At 41.5% G+C, this 21,955-nt stretch carries 25 protein-coding genes; 6 read left to right on the top strand and 19 right to left on the bottom strand.

Features of this window, described 5'->3' with window-relative positions; genetic code table 11:
• Nucleotides 1-19 precede the first annotated feature (19 nt).
• Nucleotides 20-796 (bottom strand): SDR family oxidoreductase, encoded by a 777-nt coding sequence (locus GJU41_RS03710; RefSeq protein WP_070876828.1) that lies wholly within the window; start codon nucleotides 794-796, stop codon nucleotides 20-22.
• 234 nt (nucleotides 797-1,030) lie between these two features.
• Here GJU41_RS03710 and GJU41_RS03705 point away from each other — a divergent pair, with 234 nt between their 5' ends.
• Complete coding sequence (locus tag GJU41_RS03705; RefSeq protein ID WP_070876829.1) at nucleotides 1,031-2,080, top strand: lactonase family protein; 1,050 nt, start codon at nucleotides 1,031-1,033, stop codon at nucleotides 2,078-2,080.
• A gap of 46 nt (nucleotides 2,081-2,126) precedes the next feature.
• On the opposite strand, the gene GJU41_RS03700 is transcribed toward GJU41_RS03705, so the two are convergent.
• A complete protein-coding gene (locus GJU41_RS03700) occupies nucleotides 2,127-2,381 on the bottom strand; it encodes a hypothetical protein (protein WP_070876830.1) in 255 nt (84 codons plus the stop codon).
• 567 nt (nucleotides 2,382-2,948) lie between these two features.
• Entirely contained in the window at nucleotides 2,949-3,296 is a 348-nt protein-coding gene (locus tag GJU41_RS03695; RefSeq protein WP_070876831.1) for an ArsR/SmtB family transcription factor, read from the bottom strand.
• 148 nt (nucleotides 3,297-3,444) lie between these two features.
• Here GJU41_RS03695 and GJU41_RS03690 point away from each other — a divergent pair, with 148 nt between their 5' ends.
• Nucleotides 3,445-3,657: a hypothetical protein gene (locus tag GJU41_RS03690; protein ID WP_070876832.1), complete on the top strand. Its 213-nt coding sequence runs from the start codon at nucleotides 3,445-3,447 to the stop codon at nucleotides 3,655-3,657.
• Between the two features lie 26 nt (nucleotides 3,658-3,683).
• On the opposite strand, the gene GJU41_RS03685 is transcribed toward GJU41_RS03690, so the two are convergent.
• From GJU41_RS03685 to GJU41_RS03675, 3 genes are all read right to left on the bottom strand, one after another.
• Nucleotides 3,684-4,307 carry a peptidylprolyl isomerase gene (locus GJU41_RS03685; RefSeq protein ID WP_070876833.1) on the bottom strand — a complete coding sequence of 208 codons (624 nt, stop codon included), beginning with the start codon at nucleotides 4,305-4,307 and terminating at the stop codon, nucleotides 3,684-3,686.
• Nucleotides 4,304-5,308, bottom strand: coding sequence for an LLM class flavin-dependent oxidoreductase (locus GJU41_RS03680; protein ID WP_070876913.1), 1,005 nt, complete (start codon nucleotides 5,306-5,308; stop codon nucleotides 4,304-4,306). The genes GJU41_RS03685 and GJU41_RS03680 overlap by 4 nt, the downstream gene beginning before the upstream one ends.
• A gap of 75 nt (nucleotides 5,309-5,383) precedes the next feature.
• Nucleotides 5,384-6,118: a class I SAM-dependent methyltransferase gene (locus tag GJU41_RS03675; RefSeq protein WP_070876834.1), complete on the bottom strand. Its 735-nt coding sequence runs from the start codon at nucleotides 6,116-6,118 to the stop codon at nucleotides 5,384-5,386.
• A 115-nt stretch (nucleotides 6,119-6,233) separates the two neighbouring features.
• Between GJU41_RS03675 and GJU41_RS03670 the strand changes: the two genes are divergently transcribed.
• Nucleotides 6,234-6,635, top strand: coding sequence for a hypothetical protein (locus tag GJU41_RS03670; RefSeq protein WP_070876835.1), 402 nt, complete (start codon nucleotides 6,234-6,236; stop codon nucleotides 6,633-6,635).
• A 32-nt stretch (nucleotides 6,636-6,667) separates the two neighbouring features.
• On the opposite strand, the gene GJU41_RS03665 is transcribed toward GJU41_RS03670, so the two are convergent.
• From GJU41_RS03665 to GJU41_RS03650, 4 genes are all read right to left on the bottom strand, one after another.
• Nucleotides 6,668-7,237: an MEDS domain-containing protein gene (locus tag GJU41_RS03665; protein WP_170292712.1), complete on the bottom strand. Its 570-nt coding sequence runs from the start codon at nucleotides 7,235-7,237 to the stop codon at nucleotides 6,668-6,670.
• A gap of 95 nt (nucleotides 7,238-7,332) precedes the next feature.
• Nucleotides 7,333-8,163, bottom strand: coding sequence for an STAS domain-containing protein (locus GJU41_RS03660; RefSeq protein ID WP_396653162.1), 831 nt, complete (start codon nucleotides 8,161-8,163; stop codon nucleotides 7,333-7,335).
• A gap of 98 nt (nucleotides 8,164-8,261) precedes the next feature.
• Nucleotides 8,262-9,218 (bottom strand): ABC transporter permease, encoded by a 957-nt coding sequence (locus tag GJU41_RS03655; protein ID WP_070876837.1) that lies wholly within the window; start codon nucleotides 9,216-9,218, stop codon nucleotides 8,262-8,264.
• Nucleotides 9,215-10,156, bottom strand: a complete 942-nt coding sequence (locus tag GJU41_RS03650; RefSeq protein ID WP_070876838.1) for an ABC transporter ATP-binding protein — start codon at nucleotides 10,154-10,156, stop codon at nucleotides 9,215-9,217. The genes GJU41_RS03655 and GJU41_RS03650 overlap by 4 nt, the downstream gene beginning before the upstream one ends.
• Nucleotides 10,157-10,372: 216 nt before the next feature.
• Between GJU41_RS03650 and GJU41_RS03645 the strand changes: the two genes are divergently transcribed.
• Together GJU41_RS03645 and GJU41_RS03640 are read left to right on the top strand one after the other, a co-directional pair.
• Nucleotides 10,373-10,885, top strand: a complete 513-nt coding sequence (locus tag GJU41_RS03645) for an RNA polymerase sigma factor (protein WP_224771381.1) — start codon at nucleotides 10,373-10,375, stop codon at nucleotides 10,883-10,885.
• Complete coding sequence (locus GJU41_RS03640) at nucleotides 10,886-11,800, top strand: anti-sigma factor family protein (RefSeq protein WP_070876840.1); 915 nt, start codon at nucleotides 10,886-10,888, stop codon at nucleotides 11,798-11,800.
• 98 nt (nucleotides 11,801-11,898) lie between these two features.
• On the opposite strand, the gene GJU41_RS03635 is transcribed toward GJU41_RS03640, so the two are convergent.
• From GJU41_RS03635 to GJU41_RS03625, 3 genes are all read right to left on the bottom strand, one after another.
• On the bottom strand, nucleotides 11,899-12,297 hold the full coding sequence (locus tag GJU41_RS03635) for a peptidoglycan-binding domain-containing protein (protein WP_070876841.1): 399 nt from the start codon (nucleotides 12,295-12,297) through the stop codon (nucleotides 11,899-11,901).
• Nucleotides 12,298-12,454: 157 nt separating this feature from the next.
• Nucleotides 12,455-13,894: a sodium/pantothenate symporter gene (gene panF, locus GJU41_RS03630; RefSeq protein WP_070876842.1), complete on the bottom strand. Its 1,440-nt coding sequence runs from the start codon at nucleotides 13,892-13,894 to the stop codon at nucleotides 12,455-12,457.
• A complete protein-coding gene (locus tag GJU41_RS03625; protein WP_070876843.1) occupies nucleotides 13,891-14,169 on the bottom strand; it encodes a YhdT family protein in 279 nt (92 codons plus the stop codon). Before GJU41_RS03625 ends, panF begins: the two co-directional genes overlap by 4 nt.
• Nucleotides 14,170-14,743: 574 nt before the next feature.
• On the opposite strand from GJU41_RS03625, the gene GJU41_RS03620 reads away from it, so the two are divergent.
• Entirely contained in the window at nucleotides 14,744-16,279 is a 1,536-nt protein-coding gene (locus GJU41_RS03620) for a glycine betaine uptake BCCT transporter (RefSeq protein ID WP_070876844.1), read from the top strand.
• Between the two features lie 78 nt (nucleotides 16,280-16,357).
• Here GJU41_RS03620 and GJU41_RS03615 read toward each other — a convergent pair whose 3' ends face one another.
• The 6 genes from GJU41_RS03615 to GJU41_RS03590 all read right to left on the bottom strand — a co-directional run bounded on the left by GJU41_RS03615 (nucleotide 16,358) and on the right by GJU41_RS03590 (nucleotide 21,889).
• Nucleotides 16,358-18,631 (bottom strand): choice-of-anchor I family protein, encoded by a 2,274-nt coding sequence (locus GJU41_RS03615; RefSeq protein ID WP_224771355.1) that lies wholly within the window; start codon nucleotides 18,629-18,631, stop codon nucleotides 16,358-16,360.
• A 176-nt stretch (nucleotides 18,632-18,807) separates the two neighbouring features.
• Complete coding sequence (locus GJU41_RS03610) at nucleotides 18,808-18,975, bottom strand: hypothetical protein (protein ID WP_154318038.1); 168 nt, start codon at nucleotides 18,973-18,975, stop codon at nucleotides 18,808-18,810.
• A 74-nt stretch (nucleotides 18,976-19,049) separates the two neighbouring features.
• Nucleotides 19,050-19,445, bottom strand: a complete 396-nt coding sequence (locus GJU41_RS03605) for a hypothetical protein (protein WP_070876846.1) — start codon at nucleotides 19,443-19,445, stop codon at nucleotides 19,050-19,052.
• 144 nt (nucleotides 19,446-19,589) lie between these two features.
• Nucleotides 19,590-20,096, bottom strand: coding sequence for an RNA polymerase sigma factor (locus GJU41_RS03600; protein WP_070876847.1), 507 nt, complete (start codon nucleotides 20,094-20,096; stop codon nucleotides 19,590-19,592).
• Nucleotides 20,097-20,581: 485 nt separating this feature from the next.
• Entirely contained in the window at nucleotides 20,582-21,163 is a 582-nt protein-coding gene (gene clpP / locus GJU41_RS03595) for an ATP-dependent Clp endopeptidase proteolytic subunit ClpP (RefSeq protein ID WP_070876848.1), read from the bottom strand.
• Nucleotides 21,164-21,193: 30 nt separating this feature from the next.
• Complete coding sequence (locus tag GJU41_RS03590; RefSeq protein ID WP_070876849.1) at nucleotides 21,194-21,889, bottom strand: sigma factor-like helix-turn-helix DNA-binding protein; 696 nt, start codon at nucleotides 21,887-21,889, stop codon at nucleotides 21,194-21,196.
• Between the last annotated feature and the right edge of the window lie 66 nt (nucleotides 21,890-21,955).

Raw genomic sequence — 21,955 nt, 5'->3', positions numbered from 1 at the left:
TCTTCTTAAATGAAATTGATTATACTAATGCCGTAATGCCTCCATCGACAACCAATACCTGGCCAATTACATAATCAGAAGCTTTTCCTGATAAAAATAAAATGGCGCCATCAAGATCCTGGTCATTGCCGAATCTTCTTGCAGGTACTCCCTTTAAAATCATCGCATTTTCCTTTTCAAGGACACTGCGGGACATTTTAGTGGGAAAAAACCCTGGTGCAATGGCGTTCACTTGAATATTATGTCTTGCAAGCTTTACTGCGAGATCTTTTGTAAATGTCATGAGTGCCCCTTTGCTCGTGCTGTAGGCAATTGTGTCCATAAGCTCCGGCTGTGTTCCTCCCATTCCCGTTACAGAAGCAATATTGATGATTTTCCCTCCGCCTTGGCTGATCATGACTTTTGCCGCAGCCTGGCTGAATAAAAACGATCCTCTCACATTTACATTCATGACTTTGTCCCATTTATCCGCCGGATGATCAAGCGCAGGGGCCATCCATGAGGTTCCGCTGTTGTTAACCAATATATCGATTGAGCCAAAGTGGCTGAGAGTTTCGGCAACGACTCTCTCAATGTCCTCTTGCTTTGACACATCGCACTGTAAGGCTAACGATTTGACCCCTTTTGCCTTCAATTGCTCGCTTACCCCTTCACATGCCTTCAGATCCCTTGAACAAACCACAACATTTGATCCTGCTTCTGCAAGCGTCATGGCCATTCTGGCACCAAGACCTTTTCCTCCGCCTGTTACGATGGCCGTTTTATTTTTCAGGCTAAACAGTTCGTTGATAGTCAAATTCCTTTCTCCTCCTCTTTTATGATTTGTTTGATTCTTTGATACTTAATAATATAGTGATTTTTTTGTAAAATGGTGTCGAATTTGATGGAATAGCCTCAGCATATTTTTCAGTAAAAGGGGTTTCTGTTTTCAAGACGGAAGGGTATGGATGAATACCGGACCTTTCAGATGAGAGTTCACGCGCTTCATGTGCTAAAATAAAGGCAAACCTACTAAATAGGAGGAAAAAAGATGAAGTATACTGGCTATATCGGTACATACACAAAAGGTGACAGCAAAGGAATTTACTCGTTCACTCTTGATACGGACGAGAAAAAACTGGGTGAAGTCAGCGTTGCTGCTGCCATTGGAAGCCCTACATACTTAAATCTCAGCAAGGACAACCGCTTTGTTTATGCCGTTGCCAATGCAGGCGAGGCAGGAGGCGTAGTTGCTTATTCAAGAAATACGGAAACAGGTGAATTGAAGGAATTGAACCGTCAGCTGCTTCAAGGCGCATCTCCATGTCATGTCAGTGTGAATGATGAGAATCAGTTTGTCGTTTCAGCTAATTATCACAATGGGACCATTCAATCTTATGAAATGAACGCTGAAAGTGAAACTCTTTATCCTTCTCTCTCTATTAAAAAACATGAAGGAGACGGCCCTAACAAAGAAAGACAAGATGGACCTCATGCCCATTATGCAGGCTTTACTCCGGATCAGAAATACGTGGCCGCCATCGACTTAGGAACAGATAAACTGTATACGTACGAATTAAACAAAGGCGAATTAAACGAAATTCACAGCCTTCATTTAACGGCAGGAAGCGGTCCAAGACATATGACGTTCCATCCGAACGGAAAAATCGCTTATCTCATGACGGAGCTGAGCAATGAAGTGGTTGTCCTTGCTTACAACGAAGAAAATGGCAGCTTTAAAGAATTACAGTACATCTCAACCATTCCGGATGATTTTACTGAAAATAACCAGGGCAGCGCCATCCATATCTCATCTGACGGGAGATTCGTTTATGCAGCGAACCGCGGCCATGACAGCATCGCCGTATTCAGCACAAACAGCGACACTGGCGAGCTGACATTTGTTGATCGCACTTCAACAGAAGGCAACTGGCCCCGTGATTTTGCCCTTGATCCGACAGAGAAATTCTTAATTGCTTCAAATCAGGAAAGCAGCAGCCTTGTTTTATTTGAAAGAAATCCAGAGACAGGCACGCTGACACTGCTTCAATCAGATGTAACCGTTCCTGATCCGGTTTGTGTGAAATTTTTGAATCAATAATAGAAAAACCCACTCTTTTTGCAAGCTGCAAAAGAGTGGGTTTTCTTTATTCTACTTCTTTAAGCATGTCCTCAATGTTGGATAAACGCCTATTCAATTCCTGATTTGCTTTTAGCTGCTCATTTTGAAAAGCAATCTGCTCCCGATCTAATTTGAGTCTTTCTTCAGCTCGTGCTTCCATTCTCCTAAATAAGCGAATGATCACGAATAATGGAACAGCCGCTATTAAAAGCATGATGATAATTGGCCCTAAAGAAGTTAAGATATCCACTTCTGCTTCCTCCATTCCTTCTAATAACATGGCTGATCTCATAGATTGTTGTTTTTGTTGTCGCTGCAAATTCGGTTTTGATGCTCGAACATTGAGTGCGAGGTATTTCAAGGGACGATTCGGGCGCTTTCTTACCCTGTAAAATCGATAAACAGGATTTCAGGGGGATTCAGGCTCATTCTTACCCTATATAATCGATAAACAGAATTTCAGGGGACGATTCCAGCGCTTTCTTACCCTGTAAAAACGATAAACAGGATTTCAGGGGATGATTCGGGTGATTTCTTACCCTGTAGAATCGATAAACAGGATTTCAGGGTATGATTCGGGTGATTTCTTACCCTGTAGAATCGATAAACAGGATTTCAGGGTACGATTCGGGCGCTTTCTTACCCCATAAAATCGATAAACAGGATTTCAGGGGACCATTCGGGCGCTTTCTTACCCTATAAAATCGATAAACAGGATTTCAGGGTATGATTCGGGTGATATCTTACCCTATATAATCGATTAACAGGATTTCAGGGGACCATTCGGGTGATTTCTCACCCTGTAAAATCGAATTTGCACTGCATATTCGGTTTTGTAGCACGAACCTCAGTGTTCCTCAGGACGGGACAGGGACTCCTTCTTCTTCTTAATGGTCAAACTTTCAGCCACACTGGCAATCAGAGATTCATCGATTGGAAGATTGAATGGGATTAGCTCAAAATATTTCATTGCTTTCCCGTCTTCCGAGATTTCATGCTGCCCCTTAATTAATTCAGCATCTTCGAGTCTTTGAAGGTGCAAATATAGAAGAGGCCGGCTGATGCCGAGCTCTCTTGCAAGCTGGCTGACGTACTGTCTCTCTTTATAAAGGACAGCCAAAATCTTTAAGCGGTAAGGATTTGAAAGAGCCTCTAAAACCTTTAATAGTTGGTCACCATTTAATTGATGTTTCATATGTAATAATTATATGACAGGTGGAAAGTCCAGACAACATATTTTTTGGAATATTTATATATTTTTTCCATAATTAAGAAATACCAAGAAGGATTCCACACATTATAAAAGGAATAATATTCTAGATAAACAATACGGAGGTGCTCCAATGGAAACCATCTTTCTCGCTGTCATTCTTGGTGTCATCGCTTTTTCTCTCTACAAAATCATCAGGAAAAACCGCAAGCTGCCCAGCAATGAATTTACACCCGTCAACGACATCGACAATGGACTCGTCCGCCATTATTCAAAAGAAATTCCAATAAGCGAGACCAAGCATGAAGCACCTTATGAAGAAAAAAATCATAATAAGACAAAATAAAAGCAGCGGATTTCCGCTGCTTTCCTCTACTCCACCTTCTCAGGCTCTCCGTACTCCTCGCCGAATGTATCGACGGTTACGGTTTTCATTTTCTGATCCTCAACTGGCTTTTCGCCATTCGTTTCTGCACCTGCGATTTCATCTACTACATCCATGCCTTCTGTTACTTTTCCGAAAGCGGCATATTCGCCGTCAAGACTTGGGTAGTCAGCTACCATGATGAAAAATTGAGATCCGGCGCTATCCGGTGCCTGCGAACGTGCCATTGAGATGACTCCGCGTTCATGCTTCAGCGGATTTTCAAATCCATTTGAACTGAATTCCCCTTTAATGGCGTAGTCAGGACCTCCTGTTCCGGTTCCTTCAGGATCACCGCCCTGAATCATGAATTCAGGAATGACGCGGTGGAAAATCAGACCATCATAAAATTTATCGTTGATAAGCGAAACGAAGTTCGCCACAGTGTTAGGCGCAATCTCCGGATACAGCTCAACTTTGATTTGCTTATCGTTTTCCATTGTGATTGTGACAATTGGATTTTTTTCAACCTTCTTAGCCGGTTTATCGGAACTTTGCTCCTCTGCATCATTGCCGCAAGCTGCCATTAAAAGCAATAATAGCGTCATGATTACAAAACCTAATTTCTTCATTTCATCATCTCTCCCATTTCATCTGCGATTAATTTGTAAGATTTGAGGCGATCCTCATAGCTGTGTGTAATTGTGACAATCATCAGCTCATCCGCACCGCAGTTTCTTTCGATTTCCATAAGCTGCTTTTTGACTTCAGATGGATTTCCGATCACCATCTTTGCCTCAGCTGCCTCAATCATTTCCCGTTCTTCAGGATTGTATTTGTAATCCTTTGCCTCGTCTATAGATGGAACACCGCTTGTTATTCCCTGGAGCTGCTGCATTCTCCACAGATGTGCGCTGCTTGCCATTTCTTTTGCTTTTTCTGTCGTTTCTGCACAAACGGCATTTACAGTCAAAATGGATTTGGGCTGCTTCAGTTCATATTTCGGCTGAAACAAATCCTTGTATCCTTTTAGCATTTCCGCCCCGTTCTTATCACTCATAAACTGGCCGAAAGCATAAGCGATCCCTGTTTGAGCAGCAAGCTTCCCGCTTTTTTCGCTTGTGCCGAGAAGCCAGACTTCAGGGGACTCTGCTGGAATAGGCGAAGCTTTAATCTTAGAGAACATATGCTCAGCTGGAAAATCATTATGTAAAAAGCGAAGCAGTTCTTTCAATTTTTGCGGCATTGTCCGTACGTTTTCAAGGAAATTATCGGACAAAGCTATTGTTGCTTCAGCTGATCCTCCTGGAGCCCTTCCAATTCCAAGATCAATTCTTCCCGGAAATAGAGTGGCAAGCAGATGAAACGTTTCAGCCACTTTGTATGGCTTATAATGCGGCAGCAAAATCGCACCAGCACCGATTCGGATCGTACGTGTTCCGGCACCAATATAGCTCAGCATCACTTCCGGCGCAGGACACGCAAGTCCCGCCATATCATGATGCTCGGCGATCCAGTATCGTGAGTAGCCTGTATTTTCAGCCAGCTGCGCAAGCTTCAATGATTCCTGCAGCGCAGCTTGCGGGGAAGCAGACTGCGCAATTGGTGCCTGATCTAAAATACTCAGCTTCAAACCTTCCACTTCTTTCTTGGTTTTAATGATCCTATTATACACGCTTATCTTCTGAAAATAGAAGCGTTCTCGCTTTTACTTTCCTGCTTTTACGATTAGAAAAGAGGGTCTGCGCTTTTCATTTACAAGCTTTGGCAGCCGCTCAAGTCCGATTGGTATCGATTGCGGCTCTTTTAATTCTTCCAGTACAAGCCCTTCTTTGATAACCGTATTGACAATGGTTGATAGAGTACGGTGATATTTAACGACTCCCTTAATTACCCATTCTTGCTCACGCATTCCCTCTTCATGATAATTATCGAATGCCCAGTGGAGTTTGTGTTTATCTTGGTCTATTACCCAATTGTTCATCTCTAAGCGGGCTGTCACAACGGGATGTTCTACAGAAAACACAAGCTTGCCGCCGGGTTTCAGCCATCTGCTTATTTTTTTGATCAGTTCCGTAAAGTCTTCAATGTAATGGAAGGCAAGCGAGCTTATAATGACGTCAAATGAGTCATCCACCGCCACATATTCTTCAATAGAAGAACAGACATACTCGATCTTCTCATGCGAGTTTTCAAAGATGGCCTGATTCAGCATTTTTTCAGAAAGATCCACTCCCATAACAGAAGAAGCACCATGATCGACGCAATATTTCGCAAAGTCTCCTGTCCCGCAGCCCAAGTCAAGAATGCTTTTCCCATGAAGATCAGGCAGCGCAGCTTTCATCGCCGGCTGCTCGACAAAATCATTGTAGGTCACCCCTGTTTTGCGGTGAGATCGATAGTACTCAAAAAACGTCTCATGATCATAAATGTTCTGCTTCATGCTTACCCCTCCCTTTTTCTTCATTTTACCATGAATACTTGTATAATTTTCCACAAGCACTTAAAAGAATGGTTCATGCCGAACTTGCAAAAGCTAATGGGCAGAGGTGATAAGCATGACACAGGTTACGCTTTTATTCTTAATCTTTTTATGGCTGCCATTATTCATTGTCCTCTTCTATCTTTATATAAATGCTGATCCTGAAATCTTTCAGAGGCAGGATCAAAAGTGTGAAAGCAGGATGCAGCGCAGGCTCTATGATACCCTCCGCAACAATGGCTATTATGTACGGGTTCAAGAAAAATGCGGACCCTATACGCTGGATTTAGTACTCCCCTATTACCGGATTGCCCTCCGCTGTGCCCCAGATTCGGACAAAATTGAGGACCTTAAAAAAAGGAGATACCTCAATAAACAAGGCTGGCACGTCATACCTGTCAAAGAAAAAGAGCTGAATGGCAAAGTAACCACGATTTTAGCTAAGATTGAAACGGCTGCCTTTCAGTACAAAAAATAAGAGCGGAGATTTACTCTCCGCTCTTCCTTTTTTCATTTCACTTCTGCATTTGAAAGATCCAAAATATCATTATCCGTCATGAAAAAATCATGATTAATCATTAAGTTTTCTTTCAATTCTTCAGGAACTCTTTCAGCATCATAGGCGCAAACAGAAATAATCCCCATTTCAGAAACCGTTTTGTTTGCATTCATTTCGTATTCGCCAATCGTCTTTATCACATCATTGACTTTTCCCCATTCTACATGGGCCCATGTCCGAATAGAATCTTTAGCCTCTATATAAGGATTAACAATAGAAGAAAAGTAATCGGTGATTTTCATTGAATTAAACTCTCCGTGCAAACTATAAAAATCAAAATTGTTTATGAAGTGAACTTTAGCAAACTGTTCTTTAGTCAAAAGCTGTTTGGTTTTGCTGACAATGGCAGGTGACAATCTTTCATTTTCAATTACAAAAACGCGATCTCCCTGTTCTACTCCAGACACTATATAAGCAACCGTATTTTCAATATATATTTCTTCATTATGAATGTAATACAATATATGTCCGCCTGCTGCTTGCATTAAATCTTTTGTGAACTGATCTATTTTTTGTTTCACGTACATTTCCCCTTAATGTGCTCTTAACATTTTATCTTGAGAAACAAAGATCCCCCTAGACTGTTCGCAGACATTTTCAATTTATGTCCTAAAGCCTATCTAGCTGCAAGTGCCTGAGATAGTGTCGATTTTATGGAAATATTATCAAACGTCAGTCCAAGCTGCATAGATGTTAACGCGATTTCAGGACGAATGCCGGACAATGTTGTTTTTATGCCGATCAGGTTCAGAGCATCAATCAATTGGAAAATTTGATGTGCCACCATCGTATCAATCATCACTACACCAGATAAATCAATATACAAATGAGACACTCTCTTTTCAGAACATTGCTTTAACGTATTTTCAAGAACCATTTTAGCGCGAGCTGTGTCAATATCTCCAACAAGCGGAAGCAAGGCCGTGTCATCCTGAAGTTTGATAACGGGTGAGCTGAGCTCATAAATCATTTCCTGCTGAGCTTTTAATTGACGGTCAGCTGTTTTTTGGGTCTCTTCAACAAAATGATAAATAACCCTGTCATGCGCTCTCACTATTATATCTTTCCAGGCATTATACTGTTCTTGAGAGTAATCCTCGGGATGAAGACGCGCAAATGTACTGACTTCATCTAAATACTGACTGCGCGTTCTCATAAATTCTTTAATAATAAACTGAATCGGTGTACTTAAATGCTCGCCGTCTTTAGCGATTTTCTCGATCCATTCTTCAAACAGCTCCATAAAACCCTTTTCTTCCTCAGCAAAAACCTGAATAAATCTTTGATGAAATTCCTGGTTTTGTGCCTTTAAAGCTTTAATCACTTCAGGGTCTTTTGAGGTGTATACACCTCCTGTTTGGGATTTATCCAGAGAGTCATACCATTCTTCCGTCAAATGATGCGCCCGCTGCTTCAAATAGTTATAGAATTTCTGATTTCTGTGCAAGATATTTCTCCTCCTGATTTCTCCACTCATATCTGTCCTCTATTTTACTCCATAAACCAAAAAAGAACCAAATGAATTGATTCTTTTTTGGTGGAAAATTATATGCTGATATCTCTTTTCTGAAAATACAGGAACGTTATCGTCATAAATACCGCATAATAAATGGCCAAAATAAGCAATGAGATTGGCAGCGTAATGGTTTCAAGGATCTTATCCTGATAGGCATACACAGTCAGATCCATGTGCGGAAAGATTAAAAATTTTGTCCATGTGTATTTTTCAGCCAAGAAAAGAATGACTCCTCCGATTGTCGATGAGAAAAACAGGACAAAAATCCCGATGCCGACTGCAAGTGCCTGACTCTTAAATAAAGTCGACAACATGAAAGCAATCGCTGTTACGATGAATAGACTCGGCAGGAAATAAAGCAGTTTCAGCACAGCCTGATCGCCTACAGCCACGATGTTTTCAGGATTCATTTGACCTTCCATCGACATTTCAAACATTCTTTCACCAAAATCTCCTGCACCAAACATGATCAGAGCTGCTAAATACCCGGCAGTAAGCAGCGCAAGCAAAAGAAGAAGCGAGTAAAGCGTCGCTGCGATGTATTTAGAAAGCAATACCTTCCACCTTCTATGCGGTCTGATCAGCAGCTGTTTAATGGTCCCGTCCGAGAATTCAGATGCCACATTTGCACTGCACACAATAACCGCAAACAATGTAACGACAGACGTCATCATAAAGACAACATTATTTAGAAAATGCCAGGTGCTTTTGGCATTAGGATTAATGTCCTCCTGCAAATACAGCTGCTTTTCCCCAATTTGCATTTGCTGCCATTCCTGTTCCTCTGCCGGCAGATCTTTCATATCCTTCTGCAGCTGCGTGATTTCTGCCTGAACGTCCTGGCGCCAGTTATCGCTCGGTTTCTCTGAAAACTTGTAATCGATAAAAGCAGCTCCGGATACGAGGACCACTAGTAAAATAAGATAAATCCAGCTGGACAGCTTCGAAAAGATTTTCATCCATTCATTTTGTATGAGTCCAATCATAGCATTTGCTCCTTTTTCTCTTTGTTCGTCAGCTCTAAAAAGCGGTCTTCAAGTGTTGCTTTATGGCTTGTGATTCCGTATACGCCGACTCCGCTTGAAACGAGCAGCTGATTAATGGCCATCGTCTTTTCCTTGTCCAAATGAAGCTTAAGCTGGTCGCCCTTTGCTTCCATCACACCTTCATATAAGCTATTTTCTTTAATGAGAATGGCCGCCTGAGAGCTGTCGCTTACTTCAAAAACAACCTCGCGTGTCATTTCATGACTTTCTTCCATTGAATCATGCATGGATGAAATGTGAATCAATTTTCCTTTTTCAATAATGGCGAACCTGTCGCACATCAGCTGCATTTCTGACAGCAGATGGGATGAGACCAGCACGGAGATCCCTTCGTTTGCGAGTTTGCGCAAATAATCTCTGAACTCTCTGATTCCCTGCGGATCCAAACCGTTTGTCGGCTCGTCAAAAATCAAGACAGACGGATTATGCAATAAAGACTGTGCAACTCCAAGCCGCTGGCGCATGCCAAGTGAATAAGTTTTCACCTTTTGCTGCATCGCATTCTGAAGGCCTATAAGTTCAATGACTTCATTTCTGCGTTCTTCTGAAATATCTTTTACGGCCATCCGTTCATAATGACGGATGTTTTTTAATCCGCTCATATATTTGTAAAACTCCGGGTTCTCTACGATTGCGCCTATTTCGCTCATTGCTTCCTTGAAGGAATCATCGAGATTATGGCCATTAATGATCACATCCCCGCCAGTGCGGTTGATCAGACTGACAATCATGCGGATAATCGTTGTTTTACCGGCGCCATTAGGACCAAGCAGACCGAAGATTTCCCCTTTTTCAACTTGAAAGCTGACATCATCCACGATTGTTTTTTTGCCGATTTTCTTTGTCAGAGACTGCACTTCAAGTGCATACTGCGTCATGTTTTAAACCTCATTTCTTTCTGTCGATTTATGTATTCAAATGTAATACGAATAAGAAGGAAAAAAGTTTCCATTATTATAAAATAATTTCATGTGTACATGCTGTCCTTTGTTATAATGACAGAGGTTTGATTTTTTTATTTTACATATTTTTGAAACTAATGTCATTACGCGACGTCAATTCAGTAAGGAAAAAGGGTGGGGAGATTGGAAACAGTGAATGTTGAAAAGCTGATTGAAGCGCACCGTCCCCGAATGGAGAGAACCATCAGGAAGTTAATCAAGAATCCTTCTCTAGTCGATGACATCCTTCAAGATGCTTCTATTAAAATCTTTCGGTACTTTTCAGACAAAGAGAGAGAATATCCTGAAAATATCGAAGCATGGATTACCATACTTTCAAAAAACACAACCTATGATCATCTGCGCAAAATGAAACGCAATCAGGATACGGTTCAGCATGTGAGTGAAGAATACAAGCACCACATCAGCATCGACACTGAAACACCGGAACGGGCATTTCTGTCGAAAGAAATGATCGGTGAGGTTAAAGAAGTTTTTCAGACGCTTGATCAGGAAACAAAGAATATTCTCATCTTAAGAAATCAAGGCCGTTCATACGAAGAAATAGCTGCAAGCCTTAAAATTTCCCTTGCAAAAGTAAAAACAAGAGTATTTAGGGGCCGCAAGAAATTAATGGACGCTCTTAAAAGTAAGGGGGTGCTCTAAATGAACTGCGTAAAATGCCAAGAAAAAATTCTGACCTTTGATCAGCTGTCTGAGTCGGAACAGGATGCCCTGCTTGAACACATTGAAGAATGCGAGGAATGCTCAGAAGCCTTTGAACACTTTCTGCAGCTTGAAGAAGCATTGGACATCATTCTTGAAGATGAAGCCATCGTTCTCCTGCAGCAGAAAAAGCAAAAGCCAAATCCATATAAATACTTAAAACGCGCAGCACTCATTTGTGCATCCCTTTTCATCCTGTGTCTTGCAGCCTGGAACACACCTCCGGTCAAAGCAGCGATAGAAAGAGCGCTCAATGAGTTAATTGGAGACAAGTTTTTAGAAATGGACAAACCGCTTGAGCATAAGGATGAAGATAAAAAGAAGAAGAAGGATACGGAACTGGTTATTCGGACCGTAAAAGAAACGCCGAATGGCAACAAAATGATCACATATGAATCAGGACAAAAAAATCGGAATGAATATGCAAACGGCAACTTTGAAGTCTCAGATGGTAGTGTACGAATAACCTATTTCAAAGACGAAAAAATATACACATTAGAACCATTAGACGGAACCATTTCACAAATGACACAAGATATCTTTAAAGATTTAGATCCCAGCCAAATTAAGCACCTTGGGGAAACGACCTATGTCGGACGCAAAGCAGATATGTACGAAATTACGTTTGATGATGGATGGATCGCAGAGTACTGGTTTGATAAAGAAACAAACTGGATCATCAATGAATACAGAATAGAGAATGGGAAAAAATTGCCGAATGATGATGGACCTAAGCTGATTGAATTCAAGGTTATTGAAGCAGAAAAAGACCACAAACTATTTGATACTTCTCCCCCGGAAGGAGCCGAACTTGTAGAATTTGATCCGATGCGGATTCTAAAGCTGGATGATTAAAACTGAGGTTTTAAAATACCAAAGACTCGTCGAATTTGACGAGTCTTTTTTTGTTTGAAGCTCGAATTCTCAACTTTAATGAAAGTACAATTTGTTTTTTAATACCTCGCAGTCGATAAACAATAATAGGTATCCTTGCCCACAATTCCGTCTGCTGAAAGGCCTTTGTCAGCCTGAAATTCCTTGACTGCCCTCTCTGTCCCGCTTCCGAAGATCCCGTCAGCAGCGCCCGGTGAGTAGCCTAGGCATGCAAGCGTTCTTTGAATGCTTGCTACATAAGATGATTTGTTTCCTGAATAGCCATTTTTAGCGAGAAAGGAATCGCTGAAATCAATGACAGTGTTGCTTAAGACGACCCCGCATATGGAGCCTCCAGATTGGACGTATCCTTTGTCCGACGTATTAACAATCCATTGATACCCTTCTTTTTCCGTTCGTGAACTTCCTGACCATGAACTTCTTCCATTGCATGAATACGCTTTTGCAGCTAGTGACATTCTTATTTCCCCCTGATAAATCTATCATTCAGTTCTGGTGTCCGGACTGCTCTTGCTTACTTTCATATGTATGTGTCCAAATTAAAAGAACCGTACTATATGTACGATTCTCTATCCATTAAGTTTCATTTTTCCCAGGAAAAATGAACCAATTTCTTTATTTTTCTAACTGAACATTTAGTCGCTGTGTTAGCAGACTTCCAGCAACATAAGCACATAAGGAAATCAGAATCGGAAGCACAACGGTATGCATGCCGAGCGCATTTGGATGCAGCCGGTCAAGCAGAATATATGACCCCATGCCAAAAATCATCGATGATACGGCACCATATTTATTTCCTTTGCTCCAATATAAGCCGAAAACAACTGGCCAAATGAAGACCGATTCGAGTCCTCCGAACGAAAACAAGTTCAGCCAAATCAGCAGTTCAGGCGGGCTTAATGCGAACAGCACCACGGAAATCCCGATTACGCTTGTTACCCAGAAGCTTGTGTTTTTTACCTGTTTTTCCGTAGCTTCAGGTTTAATATAGTTTAAATAAATATCCTTTACTATCGCTGAGCTGACCAAAATCAGCAGTGAATCAACGGTCGACATGATTGCAGCCATCGGGGCAGCAAGGACGAGTCCTGCAAGCAAAGGCGGCAATACTTTCAGCGTCAGCATCGGCATTACCTGATCTCCCACTTCTACACCTGGCAGAATCGGCCGGGCAAAAACACCAATTAAGTGCATGCCGAGCATAATAAACCCGATGACAGCTGTACCGATAATGATTGCTCTGTGCATCGAACGAGAATCTTTGTAGGACATTGCTCTGACAGTAATTTGCGGCAAGCCGACAACACCGACTCCAACGAGTATCCAAAAAGAAGAAACATAGAGCGGGGTTAAATCGCGCTCTGCCCCATAAGGTGATACAAGATTCGGATTTTCTGCCACAAGCTCTGCCATAATGTTTGAAATTCCTCCGCCTGCAATAATTGTTGCCACAAGCAGAACCAGCGTACCAACAAACATAATGACACCCTGAACCGCATCTGTCAGCGCAACCGCCCTGAATCCGCCGATAATAACATACACAAGAACGGATACAGCAAATATGAACAAAGCGGTTGTATAAGACAAACCAGTCAGCGATTCGATCAATCTTGCACCGCCAACCCACTGGGCAGCCATCGCCGAGAACAAAAAGACAATAATACTGATGGCTGAAATAATGACGACCGCATGGCTTTTATATCGTTCTTTCAAAAAATCAATCAGCGTAATCGCCTTGTACTGCCGCGCCATAATCGCAAACTTTTTCCCAAGCACCATCAGCACAAAATATCCTGTTGCAAGCTGTGCCATGGATAAGAGCACCCATCCAAGCCCCCGTGTGTAAGCAACACCCGGTCCGCCGATAAAGCTGCTCGCGCTTCCGTAAGTCGCGATCATCGTCATCGCAAGCACAAATCCTCCCAGCTGTCTTCCGCCAAGAAAATATTCCTGCAGAAAAGAATCTGAGGATTTCACAAAACGATTAGCCCAAAAACCGACGAAGAAAATGAGAACTAAAAAGAGGAATAACGGAAAAATAACTGCCCAATTCATCCGATATCACCTTCTTCCTTATCCTCAAACGATACTTCCTTGAAAAAGAATTTCACGCATATAATGACGAGTGCCGTCATCACGACAAATCCAAGTACACAGCTGTAAAAAAACCACTCTGGCAATCCAAGTATGTACCGGTAAGATTCAGGATCACCTGAACCAAGCCCATAGGCGAAGCCAAACCACCAAATAAAATTAAAAAGAACAAGACCAATTCCGATTTTGGCTTCTTTATGAGCAATCTTAAAACGCACATCTTCTTTTTTTTTCATCTCATATCTCCTTTTAGCACAGTTCGCAAATCTAGTTTTTATTATATCTGTCTTTTAGAGAATATTCATTACAGATTTTCATGTGCATTTTTTCACAAAAACAGGTTTAAACCCCACCAGAATGGGGAATTGTTCTCAGAGCTTTGCTTCGAAAACACAAAAACCTGCAAAACACCCTACCTTTCTACCAATTACAATTTTGTTAAAAGACTCATCAGGAAAAGACATTTTCTGCTTAAGTAGTGTATACTGTTGAAGTGCCTTTTCAGAAAACCATCAAGATCCCCCGCATTCGAGCAAGATGTCCGCGCGGCAAAACAAACAAATAACCAAACATCCATCCAGATGTAATATGCCTGAATAATTGTTCAGGCAGCTTAGTGTTCATGAGGAAATAATAGCTAAGTGAGAATGATTAGTTAACGTATTTTATTAACGCAATCTTTAAGGGTTAGTTACTATTGCTTCATAAAAAAAGAAAGAAATGTAATGGTTGGTTTTGCATGTTTTTGTGTTTTCCAATTGAAGTAAAGCCCTCTGCGAATCTATCAAAGATGGGAGTTTTTATTTTAATATGAAAAATGTTTCAGCTGTATTTTACGTATCAGCTGCCATTTTGGCCCTTCTCGTTTTGGTTGGTGTTGTTGCACCATCATCACTTGAGAGTGTCACAGGCAGTATGCAAGGATTTATCACAGATAAACTGGGATGGTATTATCTGATTGTAGTTACCGCGTTTGTTTTTGTTTGCTTATATTTGCTCGTAAGTCCGATTGGCCGGATTAAACTTGGGAAACCGGAGGATAAGCCTGAGTTTTCACGCCCAACCTGGCTTGCAATGCTCTTTAGTGCGGGAATGGGAATTGGTCTTGTATTCTGGGGAGCGGCTGAACCAATCAGCCATTATGCATTAAGTTCTCCAACTGGTGAAACAGGCACAGATCAGGCAATTCGCAACTCCATGAGATTTACCTTTTTCCATTGGGGTGTACATGCATGGGCCATTTATGGAATCGTTGCACTAGTTCTTGCTTACTTTACTTTCCGAAAAGGCGAGCCTGGATTAATCAGCGCAACACTTAAACCAATCATCGGCCGCCATGCAAATGGACCGATTGGAAAAGCGATTGACGTGATTGCAGTTATTGCGACTGTCATCGGTGTAGCGACTACTTTAGGTTTTGGAGCGGTTCAAATCAACGGAGGTTTATCCTTCTTATATGGCATCCCTTCAAACATGGTCGTTCAATTTATCATTGTTGCAGTATTTACCATTCTTTTCATTATTTCTGCACTTAGCGGACTTGGAAAAGGAATTAAAATCTTAAGTAACGCAAACATGATTTTAGCTTTTGCACTCTTTATGTTAATGTTCATTTTTGGACCAACGCTATTTACACTAAACCTGTTCACAGACACGCTTGGAACGTACCTCCAAAATATCTTGAACATGAGTTTCCGCATCTCGCCTTTAAATGAAGAAAACCGCAGCTGGATCAATGGCTGGACGATTTTCTACTGGGCATGGTGGATTGCATGGTCTCCTTTTGTCGGTATCTTTATTGCCCGTGTATCTAAAGGAAGAACAATTCGTGAATTTGTTGTATTCGTCTTGCTGATTCCATCACTTATCGGATTTATTTGGTTCTCAACTTTTGGCGGATCCGCTATCTTGCTTGAGCATGAGGGGATTGCTAAGATTTCAGCACTTGCAACAGAAGAATCCCTATTCGGTGTATTTGAGAATTACCCGATGGGCACGATTCTCTCTATTATTGCGATGCTGCTGGTCGGCACGTTCTTCATCACATCAGCTGACTCTGGTACATTTGTGCTTGGCATGATGACAACAAACGGTTCTCAAAATCCAAGCGGCAGCGTGAAAGTGATCTGGGGAGTATTCTTAGCTGCAATCGCACTTGTCCTCCTTTATTCAGGCGGATTGCAGGCTCTGCAGAACACGATGATCATTGCGGCACTGCCATTCTCTATCATCATGGCGCTTATGACCATCAGCTTAATAAAAGCTTTAACACAAGAGGCGAAAGAACTGGGCATGAATCAAGTGCCGGTTAAAAAGCCGAAGAAAAAAGTAGAAACTCCAGCCTGACGGCTTGGAGCTTCTGCTTTTTTTATGTCTATTATTCTGTTAATCTGCAGTCTGAACTGAATGGTTATGGATATCCATTCAATTGCTATGCGAAGCAGCCTGCACTTCATTAACGGCTACTGTCCCGCTGACTTCATTTCCCACTAAAACAAGCGGACGGCCTGTCGGACTCTTTTCAGCAGACACAAATTCAAGTCCTTCAGGGGAAACGTCACCGGCGATTTCACTTGAAAAGTCTCTAGTATTGATATAGTTTGCAAATTGAGCATCCTCTGGATTTGAAATATTATATGCCATGACACCGCCAATTCGCTCAAGACCTGCGAACGCAAACACCTCTTGACCGATCATGCCTATTTTTACATCCTCTGGTTCAGGTCCTTTTTTTGCACTGCGCTTCTCAAAGGCACTATCATCATTTGACCAGTTGAAAAATTCAGGATAGCGCTCTGCTGTTATTTTCTCAAAGTCGCTTCCGCTGTCATAAACCAGCTCCATCGTGTCAGCTTTCCAAATGGAGAACGATCTTCCGCCTAGCGTATAAACAGCGTCCTCTCCTCTGTCAGTCAGTACTTCGAGCTTATCGTAATCTCCGGAGTGCTTCATTTTTTCAAAAGCCGCTTTTGCTTCTTTCGGTGACATTCCTTTAAAAAGATTGGATTTCAGCTTGATGCCGTCCTTTACATCTGAAAAGTCCGTGACGTTTTCAAACTCTTCCCACTCTGTCGCATCACCTTCATTTGCCGTAACAAGATAGCTGACTCCTTTGATGTCCACATGGGCAATGGAATCTGGCATATAGGCACCTAAAATCGGCAGACGCTCCATTTTAATTTTGTTATTTCGTGCAGCATCCAGCTCATTTCCAGGCAATGAATGATCCTTGTAACCGAGAGATTTAACTGATTTCACTTTGCCTGAGGCCACGTCAATGGCCGCAATAGCATTGTTTTCTTGAAGAGACACATACGCTTTGCTTCCGTCTTTAGACAAAGCAAGATATTCCGGCTCCAAGTCATGTACGGCATCTGCTTTATTGCCGTTATTCCGGATGTGAACATGACGATCAATCACTTTTTCATCATCAAATCTTGTCTTCTTCACTTCACCCGTTTCATAATTCACAATGGTTACTGAGCCTTCAGGATCCACTCTATTTTCAAGTCCTGCTCTAGGTTCACCTTCATCAGCTGTCAGAATAATGCGGCCATCTTCAGACATTTTCACCATATCAGGCTGGATACCGGCATCAAACGTTTTTAATACATTCCCATCATAATCCATTACAACGATTTTGCCAGCTTTCGTATAGTCTGCCTCCTGAACAGCCGCAGTGATCACTTTCTGCTTTTGATTGATATCAATGCTCGTTACATCACCGTATTTGAACGTATCCGAGTTCACGGCTTCTGCAATATTAAGTGACTTTTCTTTTTTCAGCTCCTGGCCGTCTTCAGAAGTTAAGCCTTTTAAACTGACAATATCAATGGTTTGGCTTTTTCCATTAATCACGTAAAACTTCTTATTATCAGGATTGTATTTCACAATCTCTGCCACTCCGCCATCTTTGTCCGTTACACCTGTACTGAAACCTGCCACCTTTTTCAGCTGAAGAGTATCAGGCATCTGTTCGTTTTTCACTATATCTCCAAGACTGCTCACAATCAGGCGCGGCTTTTTCTTTTCATCAAACGCAATGATCCCAGATGCCGTAATGGAATCCCCTGTTTTGTAATCCTGCAATGTGCCAGCTGAAGGATCTGCGTAGGCAGTCAATGCACCGTCAATTGTGAGTGTATCGTCGGTTTTAGCTGTGATTTCACCTTTTACTTTCACAAGCAAACCTTCTTTTGAGGCTGCTTCTTTAGGAGAAACTGTTACCTCATCAACATCTGCATCTTTTTCATCTAACAGGACAGTTTCCTGTGTTAATAATGAACGACTGCCTTTTTGATCTTGAACCATCCCGCTTATACGGACGCGCTGACCTTTCTTTGCATCAAGTCCGACAGCTGCAATTCCTCCAGTTTCATCTTGTATATATGTTACAGGCATGGCATCAGCATGAACCTTCACGCTTGCTGCAGACACCGTACCTTCCACTGCAATCATTTGGCCTTTAAGGCCTTTTTCTGATTTTATATCGGAAATTTTCATCGTTTTATTGATAGATACATCGCCTTCTTTTTTCCCTGACATCATTTGGGAAGAAGCATTTCCTTCTCCGCTGAAAACTCTCTCAGCTGTCGTTTCAGCTTTTGCAAAATAAGCACTTGCCGGAAAACTCGAAGCCAGTAAAACACCTGCTAAAGATAATGTGCCGAATTTACGAAACAAATTAGTGTTTTTCATAATTCTCCTCCTGAACTTGGTTTTCTATAAATAAAGGGTAACGTGAAAACCATGTCGATGACTATCAAATTTATGTAAATTTTTGTTTGGATTTTGTAAAGAAAGGATATTTTTAAACTCTTACCGAGAGCAAAAAAAAAAGGAAACTCCCTTCTTTCCCGGAGTTCCCTTGAGTATTAATTTGAGCCTGTTCCATTCGTATTTATGCCGTTTTGTTTACTAACTTCATGTAATTTCTTTTCTTGCAGGCTTCCATCCGGCAGTGACATCCCGGATTTCTTTTCAAAATAGACTGCCAGAGCACAAATGATAAATACTGGTATCAAAAAATAGAGCCAAATCATATAAACACTCCCTTATCTGAAGATTAGAAGGAAAAATCCAATTCGATAATTTTTAGTATTTATTAATTTAGAAGTTAATTAATCAATTTTTGTATCAAATTAACCCCATCTTCGCGAACATAGTTTATCGTATACTCTTCCCCTTGATTAAATTGATCACAGTACGTTTCGGCTTTAGCTTTATCGCCAGTTTCATAGCGGAAATCCATTTCCAGGTAGTCGTCTTTCAGGACGCACTGGTAACCTCCATCAATTTCAGAAACGGCTTTATTGTCTACATTTATTGTTCTTTCACCATCTGAGGCAGGAATAAGTTTATTAATGGATAGACCCACAATGACTAAAATAAGAGCGATGATCAGGACAATGATTGTTTTCTTTTTTTCATATCCAGTGAAAAGCATAAAAATGCCAAGTCCTATGAAACCAAGTGTTACGGCATAAAGGATTAATGTGAAAATATAAATCATATATGTTTCCTCCCCTCCTATACCTGATAATACGGAAAATCCTAGTTAAAGTTTCACTTTTCTGATAATCATTTCCATTGTATGTCTGATAAATGGGACTAGACCTTAAAAAAGAGGATGAACTCCCTTGAGCTTCATCCTCTTTCAAAGCGCGGCTTTCAATTCCTTTCGCGCTCTATGTATTTTTGTTTTAACTGTTGAGAGGTTCAAGGAAAGATACTCTGCAATCTCCTGATCTTTCATTTCCAAAAACAGTTTCAGCGTCATGATTTCCCTGTAATCCGGTTTCAGCCTAGAAACAAGAAGCTTCGTCTTTTCTTTTAACAGTGAATAGTCAATCGTATCCTCTATCTGTTCCTTTCCGTCCGCTACCAGCTGCTCTTCAATGGTAATCTCATTTCTCTTTTTTCTTAAAAACAAATCAATCGCCGTTCTCCTGGCAATAGATGAAAGCCAATTTTTCAATTTCTCTTTTTCAAAAATCGTGTCCATCTTCAAAAATGCCTTAAGAAAGGTTTCCTGGGCAATATCCTCAGCCAAATGGGGATCCTTCGTCATCCGCAGGGCAATCCGGTAAATCACCGTATAATAAGTTTGATAAATATCGTTAAAAGAAGTCTGATCGCTTGCTGCAGCTGCTGCTGGGGGCATGACTGACTCACCCGTCTTTCTATTATTCTAGTTAAATTAACATTTTATATAAAAACAGTATTCAGGTTAAATTCACTCTTTTATCTCTTCTCCTCAAATTATATGCCAGCCTATCCCATTATGAAAGGAAACTTTTTCTTAAGATTTTTTAAAGGAAATTTAAGAAATACCGAAGGAGATATGAGAGCATAAAAAAAGGACCTTTTTGCGGCCCATTTTGACTTCTATTCTATCTGTCTTTTATTTGCTGGGATGTAAAAGCGGCGTAGTTTATCTTCTGGTTTTGCAACTAAACGATCCAAGATAAACACCTCCTCTAAATTTGACTGCTTGCCTTGTCACCTTTTAGAAATAATAGCCATCTGTGCAGCGGATCATGCAAATCAATCTCTCAGCAAAATCCTTTATTTTTATTTTACAATTTAATTTGTTAATTTCACGTAAAAAAACACACATCTGCTTTTACAGCAGATATGTGTCCCTTATCATCTCGAAACAATAATTTCATCAATAATCCCATATTCCTTCGCTTCAGCAGCACTCATGTAGTAATCACGGTCAGAATCTCTGGCTACTTTTTCAATGGATTGGCCTGTGCGCTCAGCGATGATTTCGTTGATGTGCTCACGAAGCTTCAGGATGCGGCGGGCGGAGATTTCAATTTCTGTCGCCTGGCCACGTGCTCCTCCCAGCGGCTGATGGATCATGATTTCGCTGTTCGGGAGTGCAAACCGCTTTCCTTTTGTTCCGGCTAAAAGGAGCATTGCTCCGAATGAAGCAGCCATTCCGGTGCAGATGGTCCTGACATCAGGCTTGATATATTGCATCGTATCAAAAATCGCGAACCCCGCTGTAATGGATCCTCCAGGGCTGTTTATATAAATGGAAATGTCCTTCTCGTTATCTTCTGCAGCTAAAAACAGAAGCTGCGCGACAACTACGTTTGCTACATGATCATTAATTTCATCCCCGATCATAATAATGCGGTCCTTCAATAGCCGGGAGTAAATATCATAGGAACGCTCTCCGCGCCCAGACTGTTCAATAACATAAGGTATCGTACTCACTGGAGTTCCTCCTCGTTTCGATTTTGCAGGCTATGCAGCCATGCACAGAGAGGCCGAAGAAGAGAAGCTCGGTAAAGGCCGCACACTTGTAAGGCTGAGTGCCGGACTTTCAGTGCCTTCAAATGTAAGAATGTCAGGCAATGCCTGAAGCAAAGGAGATGGATCCTGAAATTGCAGTGACGTATACATCAAGTCAGACAGCAGCTCGCGTTCTTCCTCATCCCAGAAGGAATCAGCTTCTTTCTTATCCTTTGCCAATCGTTTCTTTGCCCGAAACAACGCGGATTTTATTGCCGTTTCGGAAGTCTCAAGCATTTCAGCAAGCTCCCTTGCCTGATATTGAAATCCTTCCTTCAGCAGGAAAAGAACGGCTTGCTTTGGGGTGCACTTCGCCATTAAATGATCAATCATTTCAGACAGCTCATTCATTCGGGAAGCATGATCCCTGGCACTCAATTCAGGGAGTTCGCCAAGAGATTCTTTCTTTCTTTTTCGAGTCACATCCACCCAATGATGATACGCCATCTTATTCAAAAGGGCAGTACTGAGTTTTTCTTGCTCGTATTTTAGAAAAGCTTTTACTATCACATCTTGGGCGACATCTTCCCCGTCATGTTTGTTCTGGGTAAGAAATTGGCAATATTGCTGTAATTTCGGATAATACTTAAGCATTTCGGACGCTTGCCATTCCCGTTTTTCTAAGTCTGACAGCCTGTTACCGTGCATGATCTCACTCCTTTTAAACCTCTCTGCTTTTTAAACGAATGAAGGGGGATGAAAAGATACGGGGGC

Source organism: Metabacillus idriensis (assembly GCF_009674765.1).
In the GTDB taxonomy this organism is placed as follows: Bacteria; Bacillota; Bacilli; order Bacillales; family Bacillaceae; genus Bacillus_P; species Bacillus_P idriensis.
Note: the sequence above shows the minus strand (reverse complement) of the source record. Positions and strands in the feature narration are given on the sequence as shown.